Genomic DNA, 19,881 nt, shown 5'->3' with positions numbered 1-19,881 from the left:
GTATAGAAGATTATATTTAATAAGGTTAATATTTCGCCCGATAATCAAACTTGGAAAGTTAAAGGAATGGAAGTATAGCGATGAGTAAGAAAGAAGTGAAGTGATTGTGAAAGTAATGAGAAAGTTAGGGACATGGTTATTAATTGCATGTGTGCTTATCATATCGATACCGAAAAGTACATCTGCTCATGCGTACGTTGTGAAATCAAACCCTGTTGAAAATGAAACTTTGAAGAAGGCACCATCTGTTGTGAAAATCGAATTCGATGAGGACATACAAGTTTCAAGTTTTAATACATTGTACGTGAGGGATACATCAGGTAAAAGGGTCGATTTGAAAGATGCTCATATTGATAAAAAAAACAAAAAACTATTAGAAGCAGGGTTAAAAGAAAATCTGAAAAACGGACTCTACTCTATTCAGTGGAAAGTGATTTCAGCTGATGGACATCCAATTCAAGGAGTTATTCCGTTCCGAATTGGGTCAGCGGAAGCGGGAGCAGATGATGTACAAGTAGAAGAGATGGGGTATGTCCCGCAAATAGATATGATTATGGAACGTGGGGTTCTATATACAAGTTTCTCACTATTTATAGGAGTGCTATTCTTTAATCTTATTATGTATAAAGGGAATGCAACCTCGGTTCGATCAAGGAGTAAGAACATAATATGGATTTCCTTATTTGGGATATTTATTAGCTTGTTATTCAATCTACCACTACAAGCAAAAATAAATGCAGATGTTTCATGGCTAGAAGCATTCAATCCTTTACTCTTAAAAGAAACGTTACAGCTTTCTGTTTTTGGATATGTATGGATTACTCAAATGGTTCTTATTAGTTCACTTATAATTGTTACGTATTTTGCGATGAAGTGTGGGAAGCTATCGTCGTTTAAAGTATGGAGTATTCCAATAGTATTGTTTATCGGGATACTTGTTATGAAAGCCTTTAATAGTCATGCATATGGTTTGAAGTTTAAAGAGATTGCTGTCGTTATGGATTTTCTGCATTTATTTGCAGCTTCATTATGGATTGGCGGTCTATCATCCATTATTCTTCTTTTACGTAAAGAGGATGACAAGTGGAGTATGTATTGGGATATGATTAAGCGTTTTTCACCGTGGGCAACAGGTGCTGTCATCGTGATTTTAATAACAGGTCTTTTTAACAGTACATTTTTTATTCCAACAATCCACTCTTTATTTGATACGAAGTATGGATTAGCTTTATTAGCAAAAATACTTTTATTCATTTTCATGGGGATATTGGGAATTGTACATTATGTGAAAGGGAAAATGAGAGCGCAGAAGGGATTAGGCGCTACGGTGAAAGTAGAGTTTATCATCGGAATTATCATTTTTGTCATCGTAGCTTTTATGACAAACGTACAAACACCACCGATGCCTCCTACGGGACCTTTTACAGAAAGTAAGCAACTGGATAATGGGTATGAACTTACTTTACATGTAAGTCCTAATAAAGTAGGACAAAATACATTTCATATTACTTTAAAGGATGAAAACGGACAACCTGTTACTGATATGGAGCAAATTATTTTAACTACTCAATCATTAGATATGAATATGGGAAAAGGTTCATTTAAAGTTTCAGCAGTTTCACCGGGAGAATATGAAGCAGAAGGTATGTATATTAACATGACAGGAAACTGGAATATACATGTTCATGGATTAACAAAATCTCTGGATAGCTTCGATACAGATTATAAATTTATTGTAGGTGGCAGATAAAGAGGCGTTATAGATGAAAGGGAGTTAATAGAAAATGAAACGTATAAAAAAATTAGGAACAACAATGATCGCAACAATAATTGCAATGGGAATCTTTTCGTTACCTGTTAGTGCTCATGTGACGGTAAAGCCAGAAACTTCTGATGTTAATTCATGGGAGACTTACACAATAAAGGTACCAGTTGAAAAAAATATAGCAACAACAAAAGTCACACTAAAAATACCGTCTGGCGTTGAGTTTCAACAGTATGAGCCAGTGCCAGGGTGGAAAGTGGAAGCGCAAAAAGATAGTGCTGGAAAAGTGAAAACTGTAGTATGGGAAGCGACAGGAGAAGGGATTTTAACCGGTCAATTCCAACGATTTACTTTCGTCGCTAAAAATCCGGATAAAGAGCAAAAAATAGCTTGGGACGCATATCAACAATATAAAGATGGAGAAATTGTTGAATGGACAGGCGATGAAAAAGCTGAAAAACCACATTCACTTACTACAATTGCAAAAGGTACGTCATTAACAGGAGAACATGGTGAAGTGTCTAGTGTAGAAAAGAATGAAGGCACTAGTAATATGCAAGTAATAGCGATTGTCTTATCTATTTTGGCGATTGTATCGTCGGTTGGTGCGTGTGTTTTTGTAGTACGTCGTAAAAAGTAAGACGTAAGAAAGAGCCTACAAACAGTAGGCTCTTTCTTACGTTTATTTCAATTCAACTTGCTGCCTTATAGCAAGTGCTTTTGGTTTTATATTTACAAAACAAATGCTCACAACAATAAATAATAGCCCAATAAATAAGCTCATTGTAATGGCCTCATGTAAGAAAATTGAACTTACAATAATAGCGATTAGTGGAATGAGGAATGTATAAGCCCCAACTTTACTTGCTTCACCAGCTCCAACAAGTGTGAAGTATGCAAGCCACCCCATTGCAATAACGAAGAACGAAATAAAGAGAAGTACGCTAACAAATGGTATACTCCAAGCGATACTAGACCAGCTTTCAAACTCTGAACCAAATCCAATTAAGCAAAGCCCGCCAATAATGAGCTGAAGTGTTACCATCCAAATGGAATTAACGCGGTGCCCAGTCTTCTTAATAAATACTGTTCCAAGTGCCCAGCCAATAGCGCATCCTATCGCGAGAAGGATTCCGATAATAGAGATATGTCCAGTTAAACTACTAGAGCTAATGACACCCACGCCAATAAATCCAAGAACAAGCCCAAAAATTTTTAAGCCGTACATAGATTCTTCAAGCCAAATCCATGAGAAAACGCCGAGTAAAACAGGTTGTAGAAATACAATGGCGGAAAATAACCCAGCTGGCATATATTGAAGGCCTACAGTTTGTAATCCGTAAAATATAATGATGTTAAGTAAAGAAGAAATAACGTATAAATGCCAAGTTTCTTTTAAGTGTAACTCTTTGTATTTCGGTAATGCGAAAAGGAGTAAAATGAATCCTCCAATTAAAGTTCGAACGCCTGCAAATAAAACGGGTGGTGTATAATGCAGGGCAAACTTAGATAAAGGCCAATTGATTCCCCACATGAAAACGAGAAAGGTAAGGATTATGGCCGTCTTAGTTCGAGAAAGCTGTGTCACGGTAAGACCTCCTTGTTGTTATTCATTTCACTATGATATGATATCGACTGTAATAAATAAAATGAATCTTTTTTATGGGGAGTATAAGTGATTAGTTATGACCATTACACAACTGCAAGTATTAATAAAAACCGTTGAGTTAGGTAGTTTTACGAAGGCAGCTCGGGTGTTAAATATGACGCAGCCAGCTGTTAGTCATGCGATTTCAAGTATTGAGTCAGAGATAGGAGTTACGATTCTTATACGTGATAAACGAAAAGGATTAATTGTTACGGATGTAGGAAACAGAATTCTTGTACATATTAGAGAGATTTTGAACGGTGTAGAGAAGATTGAACAAGAAGTTGCGATGGAGAAAGGGCACGAAGTTGGGACGATTCGAATTGGGAGTTTTCCGAGCGCTTCTGCACATTTCTTACCCAAAATGATAAACCTTTTTAAGGAGAAGTATCCGAACTTAGAAGTCGTTCTTTGTGAAGGAACGATTAAAGAAGTTGAAGATTGGTTAGTATCGAGGGTTATTGATATAGGAATTGTTATTTTGCCTAATAAAGATATGGAGATTGTTCCATTAACGAAGGGGAAAATGGTTGCTATCTTAAGAGAGGATCATCCTCTCTGTAAGAAGGACGCTCTTACAATTTGTGATTTAGAGAATGAACCGATCATATTATGTAAGGGTGGATACGAACCACCCATTATTGATATGTTTAAACAAGCAAACGTACCACTTCGGGCTGAATATGTAATTTCGACAGTTACTACAGCTTTAAATATGATTCAAGAAGGATTGGGCATTGCAATATTAGCTGAATTATCTTTAACGAATTTACCAAAAAATGTGCAAACGAGAGAATTGGAACCACAAGTATGGAGAGAAATTGCTTTAGCTGTTCCTTCATTAAAGGATTCTTCAATCGCTGTGCAGCTATTTATTGAAGAATTTCAATCGCTATTTGCAGAATAAAAAGAGGTGTCTCATATATCATAATGGGACACTTTTTAATTTACTTATAAAAAATCTATGAAAAGGATTGACTTATTTTTTAGTTGTAACTATAATGATTACATCGAGGTGGTGATTACGATGAAAATTAGTAGCCGCTTTTCCATAGCTGTTCATATTTTATCTATTTTGAAAAACAATCCATCTTCACTTTGTACTTCAGACTATATGGCTGAGAGTGTCAATACAAATCCAGTAGTCATTCGTAAAATCATGTCGTACTTGAAACAAGCTGGCTTTGTTTACGTAAATCGTGGACCGGGTGGCGCGGGATTACTAAAGGATTTATATGAAATCACATTGTTAGATGTGTATCATGCAGTGAACGTAGTCGAAGAAGACAAGCTATTTCATATTCACGAGCAACCGAATCCAGATTGTCCAATTGGGGCGAATATTCAAGCGGTGTTAGAAATTATTTTAATTCAAGCACAATCCGCGATGGAAGAAGTTTTGAGAAATATTACAATGGGGCAGTTGTTTGAAACTTTGCAAGAAAAAATGAATGCTTAAATCCTATTTATATTTTTTTGTCATTAATGTAACTGATTTGATTACAACAATAAAGGTAAGGTGTAAAAGTTATGACTGTAAAAATGAAAGTATACTCAGATTTTATATGTCCGTTTTGTTTTTTAGCAAAAGGTCCATTAGATGAGGTAGCGAAAGAGAAAGATGTAGAGATTGAATGGATGCCATTTGAATTACGTCCAAGTCCATATTCAAAAATAGATCCATGGAATGAACCAGAAAAATTAGGTTCATGGGATGCTTTCATTCTTCCGACAGCGAAGAAGTTAGGAATTGATATGCGCTTGCCACGTGTTTCACCACATCCATATACACATTTAGCTTTCGAAGGATGTCAATTTGCGAAAGAACGTGGACTAGGTAATGAGTATCATCACCGCGTATTCACAGCATTTTTCCAAGAAGAGCAAAACATTGAAGATATTGATGTGTTAACAAAATTAGCGGTAGAAGTAGGACTTCCTGAGGCGGAATTTAAAGATGCTTTAGTAATTCGTAAATATAAAGAAAAGCATCAAGAAGCAATTCAACACGCATATGATGAAGCGAATATTATGGCTGTTCCAACTGTCATGATTGGAGATGAAGTCATTCAAGGGCTTGCTAGTAAAGAAACACTAGAAAGGGTCATTGATAAAGAAATTGAAAAGGATAAAACAAATTCATTTGAAGGTATGCAATGTAATACCGATGGATATTGCTAATTCGCTTGTTATGAAATAACAAAATAAATTATAAAACAAACATTTGGAGGAATTAAAATGTCAGCAACTACAACAAACTTAAAAGAAGCAATTGTGAATCGCCGTTCAATTCGTAAAGTAGCAAAAAACGATGCAATTACGAAAGAAAGAATTGAAGAAGTGTTAAAAACAGCTTTACACGCACCAACATCTTTCAATATGCAAAGTGGTCGTATGGTTGTATTAATGGATGGAGAGCATGAAAAGTTTTGGGATATTGTTAAAGAAACACTAAGAGCTCGCGTACCAGCAGAAAACTTTGAAGCGACTGTAGAAAGACTAAAAGGCTTCCATGCAGGTGTAGGAACAGTTCTATTCTTTGAAGATCAAGCAACTGTACAAAAAATGCAAGAAAATGCGCCATTATATAAAGATCAGTTCCCATTCTGGTCTCATCAAGGAAATGCGATGTTACAACATACTGTGTGGATGCTATTATCTGCTGAAGGAATTGGAGCGTCATTACAACATTACAACCCAATCGTAGATGCTGAAGTGAAAGAAACTTGGAACATTCCAGCAGAGTGGAGCTTAGTAGGTCAAATGCCATTTGGTGAACCAAACGAACAACCAGCAGAAAGAACGTTCTTGCCTACTGAAGATGTAGTGAAATTTTATTAAGAAATACAATATGTAACGAGAAGGAAGCTGTGCTTAAAAACAGCTTCCTTTTTTGTAGTGGTGTTAATTTATGTGCATTTAGGGAAGAAATATAAGAAATAATCCGGTGAGAAGGGAATTAGAAAAATGAATGATGAGAAAAAATATACAGTGGTAGGTACTGATGTTGAGGAAGTAAAGCGTTTAAATAAAAATTCAGGGTTAACGTATAATCAAGTGAAAGAAATGTTAGCAAAGCAAATGCAAAAAAGAAGTAATTAGATTGAAATCTTTCATTTTTTCATTTAGCATTTTGATTGGAGAGAGTTAAGTAAAAGGTAACTCTCTTTTTCGTGTAACGAAGCACCTTATAGAGTGGAGGAAGCAACATGAAGAAATGGGTAAAGGTAACGCTGTCTATCGCTGGAGGCATTGTCTTATTAGCGTGTGTCGGCGGATATTACGTGTATAAAAATTATTTTCCAAAGGAACCTGAGCGTATTGTATATGATAAAGAAAGAGTGCTACAACCGATACATAATCAGCTTAAAGGAATCAATATAGAAAATGTAAAAATAAAAGAAAAAGAAGTCGTAAATGCGACTGTAGATGAGCTTCAAAAAATGATTGATGATGGAAAGTTGTCATATGAAGAATTAACGAGCATTTATCTCTTTAGAATACAAGAACATGATCAAAATGGAATAACATTAAATTCTGTTACAGAGATAAATCCTAATGCGATGGAAGAAGCAAGAAAGTTAGATCAAGAGCGGGGTAGAAACAAAAATTCGAATTTATATGGTATTCCTGTTGTTGTAAAAGATAATGTACAGACGGAAAAAGTGATGCCGACTAGTGCAGGAACTTATGTATTAAAAGATTGGATTGCAGATCAAGACGCAACAATTGTGAAGCAGTTGAAAGAAGAAGGAGCATTTGTTTTAGGAAAAGCGAATATGTCTGAGTGGGCGAACTATTTATCTTTTACAATGCCAAGTGGGTATAGCGGGAAGAAAGGACAAAATTTAAACCCGTACGGTCCGATTACATTCGATACTTCAGGATCAAGTTCAGGATCTGCTACAGTAGTTGCGGCAGATTTTGCGCCGCTTGCAATTGGAACAGAAACGACGGGATCGATTGTTGCACCAGCGGCGCAGCAATCAGTAGTTGGGTTACGTCCATCTTTAGGTATGGTAAGTAGAACAGGAATTATTCCATTAGCTGAAACTCTTGATACAGCAGGACCTATGGCAAGAACAGTAAAAGATGCAGCAACGTTATTTAATGCAATGATAGGTTATGACGAAAAAGATGTTATGACAGAAAAAATGAAAGATAAAGAAAGAATTGATTATACAAAGGATTTATCAATAGATGGATTAAAAGGGAAAAAGATAGGGCTTCTTTTTTCTGTAGACCAACAAGATGAAAATAGAAAAACAGTAGCAGAAAAAATTAGAAAAGACCTTCAAGATGCAGGTGCAATATTAGCTGATAATATCCAGTTAAGTGCTGAGGGTGTAGATAATTTGCAAACATTAGAATATGAGTTCAAGCATAATGTAAACGACTATTTTTCACAGCAAAAAAATATACCGGTAAAATCGTTAGAAGAGATTATAGCGTTTAATAAAAAGGATAGTAAAAGACGAATAAAATACGGACAAACATTAATTGAGGGGTCTGAAAAATCTGCTATAACGAAAGAAGAGTTCGAAAACGTAGTACAAACGAGTCAAGCAAATGCAAAAAAAGAGCTAGATAGGTATTTAGTAGAAAAAGGTTTGGATGCTCTAGTTATGATTAATAACGATGAAGTTCTTCTATCAGCTGTAGCTGGTTATCCGGAATTAGCGGTTCCTGCTGGATATGATAAAAATGGAGAACCAATCGGTGTAGTGTTTGTAGGGAAACAGTTTGGTGAAAGAGAGCTTTTCAATATGGGATATGCGTATGAACAGCAGTCTAAAAATAGAAAATCACCTAGTTTATAAAAAGATTATATGAAAAATAACTGAAGTCCACCGAAATATGTTGGTGGATTCCAGTTAAACGAATCTAACAATATGAAAAGAAAAAAAGGATTCTTCTCAATTAGTAAGAAAGATTGTCTATAGGAGTTCATAAAATGTAATAGATTCAATTTCCATCCATTGGAGGGGGAGGTTAATTCTTAATGAATGAAGTAAAGAGTTTTTTTCGAAGTAGAGGGTTTCAACGGTTTCTCGTTTTAATAATAGTAGCGCTTGTATTATATGCATTAAAAAGTATGATCAATTTAATATTAATTACGTTTATACTGACGTTTTTAATGGATCGATTTCAACGTTTTATTTCAAGGAAATTGAAAGTAAACCGGAAAATTGTTATTGCATGTTTGTATATAATACTAGTTTCCTTTATAGGCACAACGTTATATAAATATTTACCTGTGCTGACGATACAAATTTCACAATTAATTTATCAATTTAAACTATTTTTTCAAAATCCACCTGATAATGAAATCGTTAAATATGTACTTTCGACAATTAATGGGATGGAAGTATCAAAATATATAGAACAAGGTGTAGATGTTATATATCAATCAATAGCAAATATAGGGAAGGTAAGTTTACAAATATTATTATCTCTAATTTTAAGCTTATTTTTCTTATTAGAAAAAGAGCGTATTATTACATTTACATCTAAGTTTAAAGATAGTAAGTTAAAAATCTTTTATGAGGAAATTGCATATTTTGGTGAAAGATTTGCAAGATCGTTCGGAAAAGTAATTGAAGCTCAGTTTTTAATTGCCGTTGTAAATTGTATTCTTACTGTCATTGCATTAATTGTTTTAGGATTTCCACAGCTACTTGTATTAGCTGTTATGGTTTTCTTACTAGGGTTGATTCCTGTTGCAGGTGTGATTATTTCTTTGTTTCCACTTTGTATCATTGCTTACAACGTAGGCGGAGTTATGTACGTAGTATACATACTCGTGTTCATAACAGTAATCCACGCTCTTGAAAGTTATTTTTTAAATCCGAAGTTTATGTCTGCAAAAACAAATTTACCAATCTTTTATACATTTATGATTCTCATCTTCTCAGAGCATTTCCTCGGAATATGGGGGCTTATTATCGGGATACCAATCTTTATCTTTTTATTAGATGTACTTGATATAAATAATGAGGATGCGACTAAAAAATAAGAAATGATAGAAAATCATTAAAAGGTCATAGGGGATAATTAAGATAAAAAAGCAATCCAAAATAAATTGGATTGCTTTTTTATCTTAATTAAAGAACCGGAGCCATTGTTTCTTTTAATACTTGAACAGAGTGATCGAATTTTAATTCTTCTTCTTCACTTAATTCAACCTCTAAAATTTCACGAACACCGCCGCGATTTAAAACAGCAGGCACCCCGATATAAACATCTTTTTGACCATATTGACCTTCTAAGTAAGCTGATACAGTTAATACACTATTTTCGTCGTTTAAAATTGCTTTTGTAACACGTAGAAGTGACATACCGATACCATAATAAGTTGCGCCTTTACGCTCAATAATATGGTAAGCTGCATCACGGACGTTTATGAAAATTTTGTCTAAATCTTCTTGATTATACGTGTTGTCTTTTTCAAGCAGTGTTTGTAGTTTTTGGATACCAACGGAAACATGACTCCAAACAGGAAGTTCAGTATCGCCGTGTTCTCCGATAATATAAGCGTGAATGTTGTGTGGACCAATATCGAAGTACTCACCTAACATATAGCGGAAACGAGCAGAATCAAGCGTTGTACCAGAACCGATTACACGTTCTTTCGGTAAACCAGATTCTTTCCAAGTTACGTAAGTTAAAATATCTACAGGGTTTGTTGCGATTAAGAAGATGCCATCAAATCCGCTATCCATAATACTGCGAACGATTTGTTTAAAGATTTTAGCGTTTTTCTCAACTAAATCTAAACGTGTTTCGCCTGGTTTTTGTGGTAATCCAGCTGTAATAACTACAAGGTCAGCATCTTTACAATCTTCGTAGCTGCCTTTCCATACTCTAGTTGGAGCTGGTGCGAATGGAACAGCATGACTTAAATCCATTGCTTCTCCTTCAGCTTTTGCCTCATTTACATCGACTAAAACAAATTCTTCAGCTACGGCTTGGTTAATCATGCAGTAAGCATAACTACATCCAACTGCTCCTGTTCCTACTAATACAACACGGTTAATACCTTTTTTCATTTCAAAATTCCTCGCAATTTCATTGGTTTTGTTATGTAAGATAATACGTCTTACTTCTATAGAATCATATCTAGTTTATTACATTTTATAAAAGATATTCAAGTATTTGAAAATGTATCCGTGTAATTCCTTGCCCAAAACATAGGAATGAAGGTAACTGAATATAATTCAGTAAAATCCTTTGTAAAAGGGGAAATGGCATGGGGAACCCATTAACAATGGAAGAAATGCTTCATATTATTCATGCAGGGCTTGTTAAAAAGAATAACCCAAAACGGATTACGATTGCCGGTGCAGGGATTTCTGGATTAGTTGCAGGTTCTTTATTAAAAGAGGCTGGGCACGAAGTAACGATTATAGAAGCAAATAACAGAATAGGTGGCAGGGTGTATACGATTCGGGAACCATTTAGTGTGGGTTTATATTTTAATGCGGGACCGATGAGAATCCCTGATACCCATAAGTTAACCTTAGCGTATATTTATAAATTTAAACTACCTTTAAACCTTTTTATAAATAAAACTTTTGCAGATATCATTTACACGAATAACATTCAAACGAGATTGAATGTGTTTGAAAATGATCCAAGTGTACTTGAATATCCGGTTTTGGATAAAGAAAGAGGAAAAACGGCAGAAGAGTTAATGATTGAGGTATTAGAACCAATACTAAATTATATTAAGAAGGAACCTGATAAAAACTGGCTTATTGTTGAAAAAAAGTATAAAACGTATTCGCTTGGTTCATTTTTAATGGAGTATTATTCAGATGTTGCAATAGATATAATCGGGGTACTTCTTGATATGGAAGCTTATATGGGAATGTCCTTAATTGAAGTATTACGTGAAATGATCTTCTTTACTTCAACAACGAAATATTATGAAATAACTGGTGGAATGGATAAGTTATCGAATGCATTCTTACCACAATTAAGAGAGCATATTTTAATGCCGTATAAGGTTGATAAAATCATACAAGAAGATAATAAAGTAATGTTACAAGGAAACCATGAGCAAACGTTAGAGCAATTTACAATAACAAGTGATTTTGCTATTATTACAATTCCGTTTTCAGCGTTAAGATTTGTAGAAGTTCAGCCATACTATTTATTCTCTTATTTTAAAAGAAGAGCAATTCGTGAATTAAATTATATTGCTGCAACTAAAATTGCAATAGAGTTTAAAAGTAGATTTTGGGAGAAAGCGGGACAGTGTGGTGGGAAATCTATTACTGATTTACCGATACGGTTTACATACTATCCGAGTTATGGCATTCATACTCCAGGACCAGCTGTTGTGTTGGCTAGTTATACGTGGGCAGATGAGGCGTTAACATGGGATAGTCTCCCCCAGAGAGATCGTATTCGTTACGCATTAAAAAATTTAGCGGAAATATACGGTGACATCGTCTATAGTGAGTTTGTCACTGGAACATCTTTTAGCTGGAGTAAAAATCCGTATTCTTGCGGTGCATTTACAGCTTTTGAACCAGGCCAAGAGCTCGAGTTATTTCCGTATATTACACCACCATCTGGAAAAGTACACTTTGCAGGAGAGCATACGACATTAACACATGGATGGATGCAAGGAGCAATTGAGTCTGGAGTTAGAGTTGCATATGAAGTAAATGAGCAGTGAATCTCTTATATTTACAAATGGTCATTCTTTTAATAAAATGATAAATATAAATCGTAATTATTACGCTTTGAATACATTTGAAATAAAGAAATGGATGGTCGGTTGAATGAATAAAGTGGAGATTCATATATTAGGTGGTTTTTTAGGTAGTGGAAAATCAACATTATTACAAAATTTATTGTTAGCAGAGAAAAAGAAGAATAGAAAAGTTGCAGTATTAATGAATGAAATTGGTGAATACTCGGTAGATACAGATATTATTGGAAAAGAGAATGTTTTAAGAGAACTTCTTAAAGGCTGTATTTGTTGTACGTTAAAAGAAGAGCTTGAAATACAATTACATTCGTTATACCAACAAGAAAGACCAGATGTCATTTATATAGAAACGACAGGTGTTGCGCATCCAATTGAAGTGTTAGACGCGTGTGTCTCGCCAATTTTAGCTCCTTTCCTGGAAGTGAAATCAATTGTAGTCGTTTTAGATGCAGTAAGGTGGTTAAACAAAAGTATATTAAGTGCAAATGTACAACAGCTATTGCATGAGCAACTGAAATTTGGTAGTCACATTCTTGTTAATAAAGCAGATTTACTAACAGATGAAGATAAGAACATAGTACTTGAAGAAGTAAAGACAATAAATGATCATGCGAAAATGTATGAGACAAAGTATTGTAATATATCTTTAAAAGATATAGAAGAAGCAGAATTTCCAAATGATGAGGAACATGAGACACTACACGTTAAACAGCATTTACATATACAAACGATGACGTATCAATTTACGAAACCGATTGATCAAGACAAATTATATGAATGGCTTTCGAATTTACCAGATAGTATTTATCGAGTGAAAGGCTTTGTGAAATTCCATGGAGATAAATACCCTCACCTATTCCAATATTCGTTCGGAGTACCGACTTTACTGGAACAAGATTTCGGTTTCCCAACAAACTTAGTAGTAATTGGAGAAGGAATAGATAAGAAACGATTGGCTGAAGGGTTAGAGAAAGTAGAACTTAACTCTAATTAAGGTGAAAAGACTAACTTAAAAAATAAGTTAGTCTTTTTGTATGGCCATTACTAAAATGAAACAGTATTTTCAATTGGATTGCAGAATATATATTGATTGTATGTCCGTTTCCATTACATAGGAAGGTGATTATATATTTGTGCCGAATGTAGAGGGTACTACAAGAGTTTTCCATTATCTATCGTATTAGTTAGTCATGATTACGGACAGGGGATTTTGGCGTGTTTGATTCTATCAGAAAGTAAAGTATGGGGAGGATCACAATGTCGATGAAAAAACGTAAGTGGCTAAAGACAATGTTTACTGGTTGTGTTTTAGGTTCGTTATTAATAACGGCAGCTTGTTCAGGAAAGAAAACAAGTACAGAAGATGAAAAAACGATTAAGGTAGGAGTCCTTGCTTCTTTAACAGGACCGCTAGAATCGTATGGAAAACAAACAGTGAACGGATTTGAATTAGGGTTAGACTATGCAACTGGTGGGACTGGGAAAGTAGATGGGAAAAAGATTAAGTTTGTTGTAGAAGATACAGAAACGAAAGCGGATGTAGCAGTGAAGAAAGCTACGAAGTTATTAGAAGAAGAGAAAGTTGATTTTTTAGTTGGATCGTCTAGTTCAAGTGATACGTTAGCGGTTTTACCACTGGCAGAAGAATATGAAAAGATTATGGTTGTAGAACCGGCAGTTGCGGATAGTATTACCGGGAAGAACTGGAATAAATATATTTTTAGAACTGGAAGAAGTTCCTCACAAGATGCGATTGCAGGAGCAGCAGCAATTGCGAAAAAAGATGTAAAGATTGCGACATTTGCCCCAGATAACGCTTTTGGTCGTGAAGGGATTGCTGCATTTAAAGCGGGTGCGAAAAAATTAGGTGCGAACATTGTGAATGAGCAATACGCGGATACAAATTCAACAGATTTTACAGCGAATATTCAAAATATCATTAGTTCAAAACCAGATTATTTATTTATCGTTTGGGCAGGGGCAAATTCACCTTGGAAACAGTTGAAAGATATGAATGTGGAAGCGCAAGGTATTAAAATTTCTACAGGTGCGCCAGATATACCAGCATTAAAAACAATGGATGCATTAGTAGGTATGCAAGGTTTTTCTGTATATTATCACACACTTCCAAAAAATAAAGTGAATGATTGGCTAGTTGAAGAGCATAAAAAACGTTTTAATGGTGCAGTGCCAGATTTGTTTACAGCGGGAGGAATGTCAGCAGCAATTTCTATTGTAGAAGCCTTAAAGAAAACAAAAGGTGATACAGATGTAGATACCTTGATTAAGAAAATGGAAGGAATGGAATTTGATACACCAAAAGGAAAGATGAAGTTTAGAGAGAAGGATCACCAAGCGATGCAGACACTGTATTCTATCACATTGAAAAAGCAAGACGGTGTTGATTATCCGGTGCCAGTGTTAGAGCGAGAATTAACGATGAAAGAAACAGAACCACCAGTTCAAAATAAATAGACTGAATTTTCTGTTGTTTTTGTATAAAGAGGGGGGACCCTCTTTATACATATTTCTTTCATACTCACGGCTTTAAAGGGAGGGGATTTCGTGACACATTTGTTAGAGACGAAAAATCTTAGCGTATCTTTTGGTGAAGATCATGTTATTAAAGATGTAAATTTAACTGTCCAAAAAGGAAAACTCATTTCTATTATCGGGCCAAATGGTGCGGGGAAGACAACATTATTTAATTTACTAAGTGGACAGATTTCACCCACAACAGGTGAAGTGTATTTTAAAGGGCAAGATATTACAAAACTATCGATTTCAGATCGAACACGCTTAGGAATCGGTCGCTCTTTTCAGCTTACAAACATATTCCCAGAATTAACGGTACTTGAAAATGTCCGTTTAAGTGTTCAATCATTCGTACAAGATTACTATAGCTTTTTCCCGAATCCAGCAAAATTAAAGCAACAAGTTGGAGAGGCGAGACGTTTCTTAAAAACAGTATTACTTCACGAGAAAGAGAACGTATTAGCGAAAGATTTGGCACATGGAGAGAAAAGAAAGCTAGAACTTGCGATGTTATTAGCTTTAAAAACGGATGTGTTATTACTTGATGAGCCGACGGCAGGTATTTCGGTTGAGGAAGTCCCTGCTATATTACAAGTGATTGAAAATATTAAGAAACATCCAGAGAGCACAATTGTACTTATCGAACACAAAATGGATATGATACTAGGTTTGTCAGATCATCTTATCGTTTTATTTCATGGAGAGTTATTGGCTGAAGGATTGCCAGAAGAAATTATGAAAGATGAGCGTGTACAAAGTGCTTATTTAGGGGGATTATATAGTGGCACTATTACAAGTGAATAATATAGAAACGTATTTAGATCAGTTTCATATTTTGCAAGGAGTATCTCTTACTGTTGAGAAAGGGACGATTACTGTACTGTTTGGTAGAAACGGGGCAGGGAAAACAACGACATTACGTTCAGTTATGGGGTTTCACCGGATTACAGATGGTCAAATTTATTATGATAGTGCAAAAGTAAGTGGATTACCTACACATTTAATTTCAAGGAAAGGAATAGGGTATGTACCAGAAAATCAAGGTATTTTTCATGATTTGACAGTAGAAGAAACATTCGCTCTTGCTAGGGGAAAAGGTGAAGAAGTAGAAGGGAAAATAGAGTGGATGCTGGAACTATTTCCGGATTTAAAGCAGTTTTGGAATAAGAAAAGTGGGCTCTTGAGCGGAGGGCAAAAGCAAATGTTGGCTATTTCAAGAGCGTTTATTAATAGTGATGGATTATTACTTATTGATGAACCGAGCAAAGGGCTATCCCCGATAATGGTGGAGAAATTAATGGTAGCTATTTTGAAGATGAAAGAGAAAACAACAGTTTTACTTGTTGAGCAAAATTTTATGATGGCTAGTCAAATTGGCGATTATTTTTACATTATGGATAACGGACGAATTGTTCATAACGGTTTTATGAATGAATTAAAAAAGGATAAGGAAATGTGTCATAAATATTTAGGAATCTCTTAACATGAATCCGAGGTGAAAAGGATGGATGTGTTAATAAATTTATTTGTAAATGGGATTTCAACAGGGATGCTCATTTTTTTGTTAGCATCAGGTCTTTCACTTATTTTCGGTCTAATGAGCGTTTTAAACTTTGCACACGGTGGTTTATTTGCATGGGGAGCATTTACAGGTGTTTGGTTATTTAATATGACAGGAAGTTATATATTAGCTTTAGTTGGAGCAGTAGCCATGGGAATGTTCCTAGGATTTATTTTAGAAAGGTTTCTTATTAGACCGGTATATGGAAATCATGTTCGACAGCTGCTCGTTACGCTTGGAGGAATGCTCGTTCTTAGTGAGTGTATTAAAATATTTTGGGGGCCAAACCCTATTAGTGCAAAATTACCGTTATGGTTACAAGGAAGTTTTACATTCGGAGGTATTATATTAATTAAATATCGTCTATTTGTTATTTTGATTGGGATAATTATTTACATTGCACTACTACTATTACTCAAAAAGACGAAGATAGGTCTTATGATCCGTGCAGGTGTAATGGATAAAGAAATGGTTCAAGCGCTTGGTATTAATGTAAAAGCGATATTTTCTTTCGTCTTTTTATTAGGGGCAGGGATGGCAGCTTTGGGAGGATTCTTATTAGCACCGTATTCGGGCGTTATTTTCGCCGAGATGGGCATGCAGTATGCAATTTTAGCATTTATAGTAGTAATTATCGGTGGATTAGGAAGCGTACAAGGTTCAGCTATGGCTTCTTTAATTGTCGGATTAGCTGGTGCTTTTACAGCGTATTTTATACCAGATTTATCACTTGCAATTAATATGTTAATGTTACTATTTTTCTTAATAATGAAGCCAACTGGACTTGTTGGTGAAAAGGGGTGAAATGGTGAACAACACATCGGACCGAATTAAAGTATACTCCGGAGTATGTATGCTCATTTGTTTAAGTGTATTTCCGTTCGTAAATGATTCACGGAGCCTGTTAATTTTGTTCACTCAAATCTTCATCTTTGCTATTTTTGCAATGAGTTTTGATGTATTGCTTGGGTATACAGGAATTGTATCGTTCGGTCATTGTATGTTCTTTGGGATAGGAGCATATGGGGTAGCGCTTTTATTTGATCGACAAGGCGTATCAATAACGAACTTTTTAATTGGAATAGTAGCTGCAATTATCGTTTCAGCAATCGTTAGTTATATAATTGGTTTGCTTTCTTTACGATTGAAAAGTCATTTTTATGCAATGTTAACACTTGCTATTTCACAGTTGTTTTTCGTACTTGCTGAAAAATGGCGTGGGCTTACTCACGGAGGAGATGGTTTTACATTTGGGGTACCAGAAATATTCCGTGATCGTTTTACCTTTTATTATGTAACACTTATATGTTTAATTGTCATTTTTATTCTGTTACGTCTTTTCACTAAATCTTCTATTGGAAAAGTATTAAAGGCAATTTCACAAAATGAGCAACGTGTTGAAGCGCTAGGATATAAAGTTCTTCAGTATAAAATTATTGCTAGTATTGTGGCAGGAGTAGTAGCTTCGATTAGTGGTGGTTTATTTGTTATTACATTACGCTTTGTCAATACGACTGTATTTTCAATTGAAATGACACTAAATGCACTCTTGATGACAATGATTGGAGGAGTCGGAACATTAATTGGAGCTATTGCTGGATCTGGGATTATTGAATCCCTAAAATATTATTTATCAGAACTAGCGACGGAATATCCGATTTTTGAAAGATGGACGATTATTCTAGGTTTATTGTATATTATCGTGCTACTCGTTTTTCCGAAAGGATTTGTTGGGACGGTTAAGAAATTGAAGAGTTTTAAAAGGAATAAAAAGGAGAAAAGTACAGAAGTGGAGCAAAACGTGTGAAAAATCAATTGTATACAAAATAAAAATCCCTCTTTTATATTCGTTAAAGAGGGATTTTTATTTTGAAAAAAGTTTGTAATCAAAGTCATTTTATTAATCAAATAGTTCATCAGGGATATGCTTTATAAAGGTTTGATTCGTAAAAAAATGAACAGCTAAATTCTCAAGGGGAACATCTTCAATTATTACTAATGTATCATTTTTAATCGGTAAAAAAGCTATTCCTTTTCCATCAGCAATAAACTCTTCCATAAGCGAATAAGAATCCAACTGTTGAAGTTGTCGCTGAGATAGATTGTTTTCTTTTAGAAATTGTATTGTCTTATTCCTAAAAGGGCACTTTTTGTCATTGCTAACGAAGAAAATTTCTTTTAAATAATCAATGGTACATTTTTCTTTCGCTTTTAATAAGCCTACAGAAATTGAGGTTGTGAACACTTTTTTAAACGATGCGTCAGGATAATCCTCATAAGTTATGACCATATCAACTTTTTGTTGCTGCAGTAATTTTTGCAAATGACTACTACTTTCTACATATATTTGATAATTTCTGAAATTTACTTTAATACGCTTACTTAAATAATTTGTCAAAATAGATTGTGACGTCGCTATTATATAAGAAGAACCACTCGTTTTAATTTCATCTTTTACTTCTTCTAATAGTGTTAATATTTTATTCGTGTAATCTAATAAAATGTCACCAGCAGGTAACAAGGAAACACCTTTGTTATCTCTATGTAGTAAAGGCGTTTCTAATTCTTGTTCTAATTTTTTGATTCGCTCAGTTACGTTCGGTTGAACATATCCTAACTCTTTAGCAGCTTTACTAATAGAACCCTCACTGGCCACAGTTTTGAATATAATAAGATCATTTATTTCCATGTATCTCAGCCCCTTATGCACTATCATTATAAATGATACCAAACATAATTTATACCTATTTTACGTTAGCCGCTTATCGATTTATCATAATGTATATAAGATTGAAAGCGAGTGATAAACATGATTGGAATGCAATATAAGGTCATTCTTCCAAAGGATTATGACATGGAAATTATTAAGAAAAGGGTAAAGGATAATGGCTATAAAACTGATGGTTTCCAAGAACTAAATTTTAAAGCTTATTTAATTACGGAAACGGAGAAAGACGGGAATTTTTATAACTGCTATGCACCTTTATATATTTGGAATGGTCATGAAGGGATGAATAAATTTACCTTTGAAGGGTATTACGATAATATTTTACAATCGTTTGGGTGGCAACAAATACATATAGGTGTTCCGTTAGTTGTTAATCTAAGTGATGGATTTAAGAAAAGTAGATATGTTGTTGAATATGCAGGAAGTATTTCTCAAAGTAAAACGTTGATTGGGACTCAATTAAACACGATAAATGAAAATGTACAAAACAATGAAAAGTGTTTAGGGAATGTAATCGTTTATAATCCGGATAAATGGGGATACAGTAGGTTTGAGTTTTATGAAGAGAAGCCTGAAATGGTAACAAATAAAGGTGTTACAGTATATGAGATTTTGCACATTTCACGATGAAATTTTGTTGTATATTAAAAATAAGAAAAGGAATGAAAGTCTATGCCTTTTGTGAAGGTTTATTATCCTGAAAATAAATTAAAACAAAGAAGAGCTGAAAAAGATAAGTGAATGTAGCCTATATAAATGTAACTACAGCTAAAGCCTCTGAAGATGTGACGTAAAGTAAGCGATATCTACAGTGGAGATGGTTTTTCTATTTTTTTAATCATAACTTACAGAATTATTCTTTTGAATAAGACGTCTTTCACCAGTGTTAATTGGTTCAATATCTTATAAAATAATGTATAGT

General features: G+C 34.5%; 20 protein-coding genes. 17 read left to right on the top strand and 3 right to left on the bottom strand.

All coding sequences use genetic code 11. The features are described from left to right. The first annotated feature begins 100 nt into the window (after positions 1-100). Complete coding sequence (locus DN403_RS25310) at positions 101-1,750, top strand: copper resistance CopC/CopD family protein (protein WP_002083252.1); 1,650 nt, start codon at positions 101-103, stop codon at positions 1,748-1,750. A gap of 34 nt (positions 1,751-1,784) precedes the next feature. After that, entirely contained in the window at positions 1,785-2,405 is a 621-nt protein-coding gene (locus DN403_RS25305; protein ID WP_000821388.1) for a YcnI family copper-binding membrane protein, read from the top strand. Between the two features lie 42 nt (positions 2,406-2,447). On the opposite strand, the gene DN403_RS25300 is transcribed toward DN403_RS25305, so the two are convergent. Beyond that, entirely contained in the window at positions 2,448-3,353 is a 906-nt protein-coding gene (locus tag DN403_RS25300) for a DMT family transporter (RefSeq protein WP_000192819.1), read from the bottom strand. A gap of 97 nt (positions 3,354-3,450) precedes the next feature. Here DN403_RS25300 and DN403_RS25295 point away from each other — a divergent pair, with 97 nt between their 5' ends. From DN403_RS25295 to DN403_RS25270, 7 genes are all read left to right on the top strand, one after another. Then, positions 3,451-4,320, top strand: coding sequence for a LysR family transcriptional regulator (locus DN403_RS25295; protein ID WP_000156761.1), 870 nt, complete (start codon positions 3,451-3,453; stop codon positions 4,318-4,320). A 120-nt stretch (positions 4,321-4,440) separates the two neighbouring features. Then, positions 4,441-4,872, top strand: coding sequence for an Rrf2 family transcriptional regulator (locus DN403_RS25290; protein WP_000704085.1), 432 nt, complete (start codon positions 4,441-4,443; stop codon positions 4,870-4,872). 71 nt (positions 4,873-4,943) lie between these two features. After that, complete coding sequence (locus tag DN403_RS25285; RefSeq protein WP_000216666.1) at positions 4,944-5,594, top strand: DsbA family oxidoreductase; 651 nt, start codon at positions 4,944-4,946, stop codon at positions 5,592-5,594. A 57-nt stretch (positions 5,595-5,651) separates the two neighbouring features. Then, a complete protein-coding gene (locus DN403_RS25280) occupies positions 5,652-6,254 on the top strand; it encodes a nitroreductase family protein (protein ID WP_001277013.1) in 603 nt (200 codons plus the stop codon). Between the two features lie 126 nt (positions 6,255-6,380). Beyond that, entirely contained in the window at positions 6,381-6,515 is a 135-nt protein-coding gene (locus DN403_RS31955; RefSeq protein WP_000997346.1) for a hypothetical protein, read from the top strand. A 107-nt stretch (positions 6,516-6,622) separates the two neighbouring features. Then, positions 6,623-8,233 carry an amidase family protein gene (locus tag DN403_RS25275; protein ID WP_000759452.1) on the top strand — a complete coding sequence of 537 codons (1,611 nt, stop codon included), beginning with the start codon at positions 6,623-6,625 and terminating at the stop codon, positions 8,231-8,233. A gap of 182 nt (positions 8,234-8,415) precedes the next feature. Beyond that, entirely contained in the window at positions 8,416-9,429 is a 1,014-nt protein-coding gene (locus tag DN403_RS25270; protein WP_001006602.1) for an AI-2E family transporter, read from the top strand. Between the two features lie 88 nt (positions 9,430-9,517). Here the strand turns inward: DN403_RS25270 and DN403_RS25265 are convergent, their stop codons facing one another. Then, positions 9,518-10,462, bottom strand: coding sequence for an L-lactate dehydrogenase (locus tag DN403_RS25265; protein ID WP_000715322.1), 945 nt, complete (start codon positions 10,460-10,462; stop codon positions 9,518-9,520). Between the two features lie 200 nt (positions 10,463-10,662). Here DN403_RS25265 and DN403_RS25260 point away from each other — a divergent pair, with 200 nt between their 5' ends. The 7 genes from DN403_RS25260 (at position 10,663) to DN403_RS25225 (ending at position 18,038) form a co-directional block, all read left to right on the top strand. After that, a complete protein-coding gene (locus tag DN403_RS25260; RefSeq protein WP_000528028.1) occupies positions 10,663-12,099 on the top strand; it encodes a flavin monoamine oxidase family protein in 1,437 nt (478 codons plus the stop codon). A gap of 106 nt (positions 12,100-12,205) precedes the next feature. Further along, positions 12,206-13,129 (top strand): CobW family GTP-binding protein, encoded by a 924-nt coding sequence (locus tag DN403_RS25250; protein WP_001044926.1) that lies wholly within the window; start codon positions 12,206-12,208, stop codon positions 13,127-13,129. Positions 13,130-13,392: 263 nt separating this feature from the next. Further along, positions 13,393-14,610 (top strand): substrate-binding domain-containing protein, encoded by a 1,218-nt coding sequence (locus DN403_RS25245; protein WP_000061996.1) that lies wholly within the window; start codon positions 13,393-13,395, stop codon positions 14,608-14,610. 90 nt (positions 14,611-14,700) lie between these two features. Next, positions 14,701-15,474: an ABC transporter ATP-binding protein gene (locus DN403_RS25240; RefSeq protein ID WP_000149309.1), complete on the top strand. Its 774-nt coding sequence runs from the start codon at positions 14,701-14,703 to the stop codon at positions 15,472-15,474. Further along, positions 15,452-16,153: an ABC transporter ATP-binding protein gene (locus tag DN403_RS25235; protein WP_001196715.1), complete on the top strand. Its 702-nt coding sequence runs from the start codon at positions 15,452-15,454 to the stop codon at positions 16,151-16,153. Before DN403_RS25240 ends, DN403_RS25235 begins: the two co-directional genes overlap by 23 nt. 21 nt (positions 16,154-16,174) lie before the next feature. Further along, a complete protein-coding gene (locus tag DN403_RS25230) occupies positions 16,175-17,035 on the top strand; it encodes a branched-chain amino acid ABC transporter permease (protein WP_086389927.1) in 861 nt (286 codons plus the stop codon). Between the two features lie 49 nt (positions 17,036-17,084). Then, positions 17,085-18,038, top strand: a complete 954-nt coding sequence (locus DN403_RS25225; RefSeq protein ID WP_074789686.1) for a branched-chain amino acid ABC transporter permease — start codon at positions 17,085-17,087, stop codon at positions 18,036-18,038. Positions 18,039-18,131: 93 nt separating this feature from the next. On the opposite strand, the gene DN403_RS25220 is transcribed toward DN403_RS25225, so the two are convergent. Next, entirely contained in the window at positions 18,132-18,920 is a 789-nt protein-coding gene (locus DN403_RS25220) for a LysR family transcriptional regulator (protein ID WP_000404993.1), read from the bottom strand. 120 nt (positions 18,921-19,040) lie between these two features. On the opposite strand from DN403_RS25220, the gene DN403_RS25215 reads away from it, so the two are divergent. Beyond that, positions 19,041-19,589, top strand: coding sequence for a DUF4865 family protein (locus DN403_RS25215; protein ID WP_000579909.1), 549 nt, complete (start codon positions 19,041-19,043; stop codon positions 19,587-19,589). The last annotated feature ends 292 nt before the right edge of the window (positions 19,590-19,881 follow it).

Origin of the sequence: Bacillus sp. AY2-1, assembly GCF_008368965.1 — a bacterium.
Taxonomy (GTDB): domain Bacteria; phylum Bacillota; class Bacilli; order Bacillales; family Bacillaceae_G; genus Bacillus_A; species Bacillus_A thuringiensis_S.
The sequence above is the reverse complement of the archived record's forward strand: the minus strand, read 5'-3'. Positions and strand labels throughout refer to the sequence as shown.

Bases quoted from the DNA above. Each gene is read 5' to 3' on its own strand.
- DN403_RS25305 (WP_000821388.1), top strand. From the start codon at position 1,785: ATGAAACGTATAAAAAAATTAGGAACAACAATGATCGCAACAATAATT.
- DN403_RS25295 (WP_000156761.1), top strand. From the start codon at position 3,451: ATGACCATTACACAACTGCAAGTATTAATAAAAACCGTTGAGTTAGGT.
- DN403_RS25290 (WP_000704085.1), top strand. From the start codon at position 4,441: ATGAAAATTAGTAGCCGCTTTTCCATAGCTGTTCATATTTTATCTATT.
- DN403_RS25285 (WP_000216666.1), top strand. From the start codon at position 4,944: ATGACTGTAAAAATGAAAGTATACTCAGATTTTATATGTCCGTTTTGT.
- DN403_RS25280 (WP_001277013.1), top strand. From the start codon at position 5,652: ATGTCAGCAACTACAACAAACTTAAAAGAAGCAATTGTGAATCGCCGT.
- DN403_RS31955 (WP_000997346.1), top strand. From the start codon at position 6,381: ATGAATGATGAGAAAAAATATACAGTGGTAGGTACTGATGTTGAGGAA.
- DN403_RS25275 (WP_000759452.1), top strand. From the start codon at position 6,623: ATGAAGAAATGGGTAAAGGTAACGCTGTCTATCGCTGGAGGCATTGTC.
- DN403_RS25270 (WP_001006602.1), top strand. From the start codon at position 8,416: ATGAATGAAGTAAAGAGTTTTTTTCGAAGTAGAGGGTTTCAACGGTTT.
- DN403_RS25265 (WP_000715322.1), bottom strand. From the start codon at position 10,462: ATGAAAAAAGGTATTAACCGTGTTGTATTAGTAGGAACAGGAGCAGTT.
- DN403_RS25260 (WP_000528028.1), top strand. From the start codon at position 10,663: ATGGGGAACCCATTAACAATGGAAGAAATGCTTCATATTATTCATGCA.
- DN403_RS25250 (WP_001044926.1), top strand. From the start codon at position 12,206: ATGAATAAAGTGGAGATTCATATATTAGGTGGTTTTTTAGGTAGTGGA.
- DN403_RS25245 (WP_000061996.1), top strand. From the start codon at position 13,393: ATGTCGATGAAAAAACGTAAGTGGCTAAAGACAATGTTTACTGGTTGT.
- DN403_RS25230 (WP_086389927.1), top strand. From the start codon at position 16,175: ATGGATGTGTTAATAAATTTATTTGTAAATGGGATTTCAACAGGGATG.
- DN403_RS25225 (WP_074789686.1), top strand. From the start codon at position 17,085: ATGCTCATTTGTTTAAGTGTATTTCCGTTCGTAAATGATTCACGGAGC.
- DN403_RS25220 (WP_000404993.1), bottom strand. From the start codon at position 18,920: ATGGAAATAAATGATCTTATTATATTCAAAACTGTGGCCAGTGAGGGT.
- DN403_RS25215 (WP_000579909.1), top strand. From the start codon at position 19,041: ATGATTGGAATGCAATATAAGGTCATTCTTCCAAAGGATTATGACATG.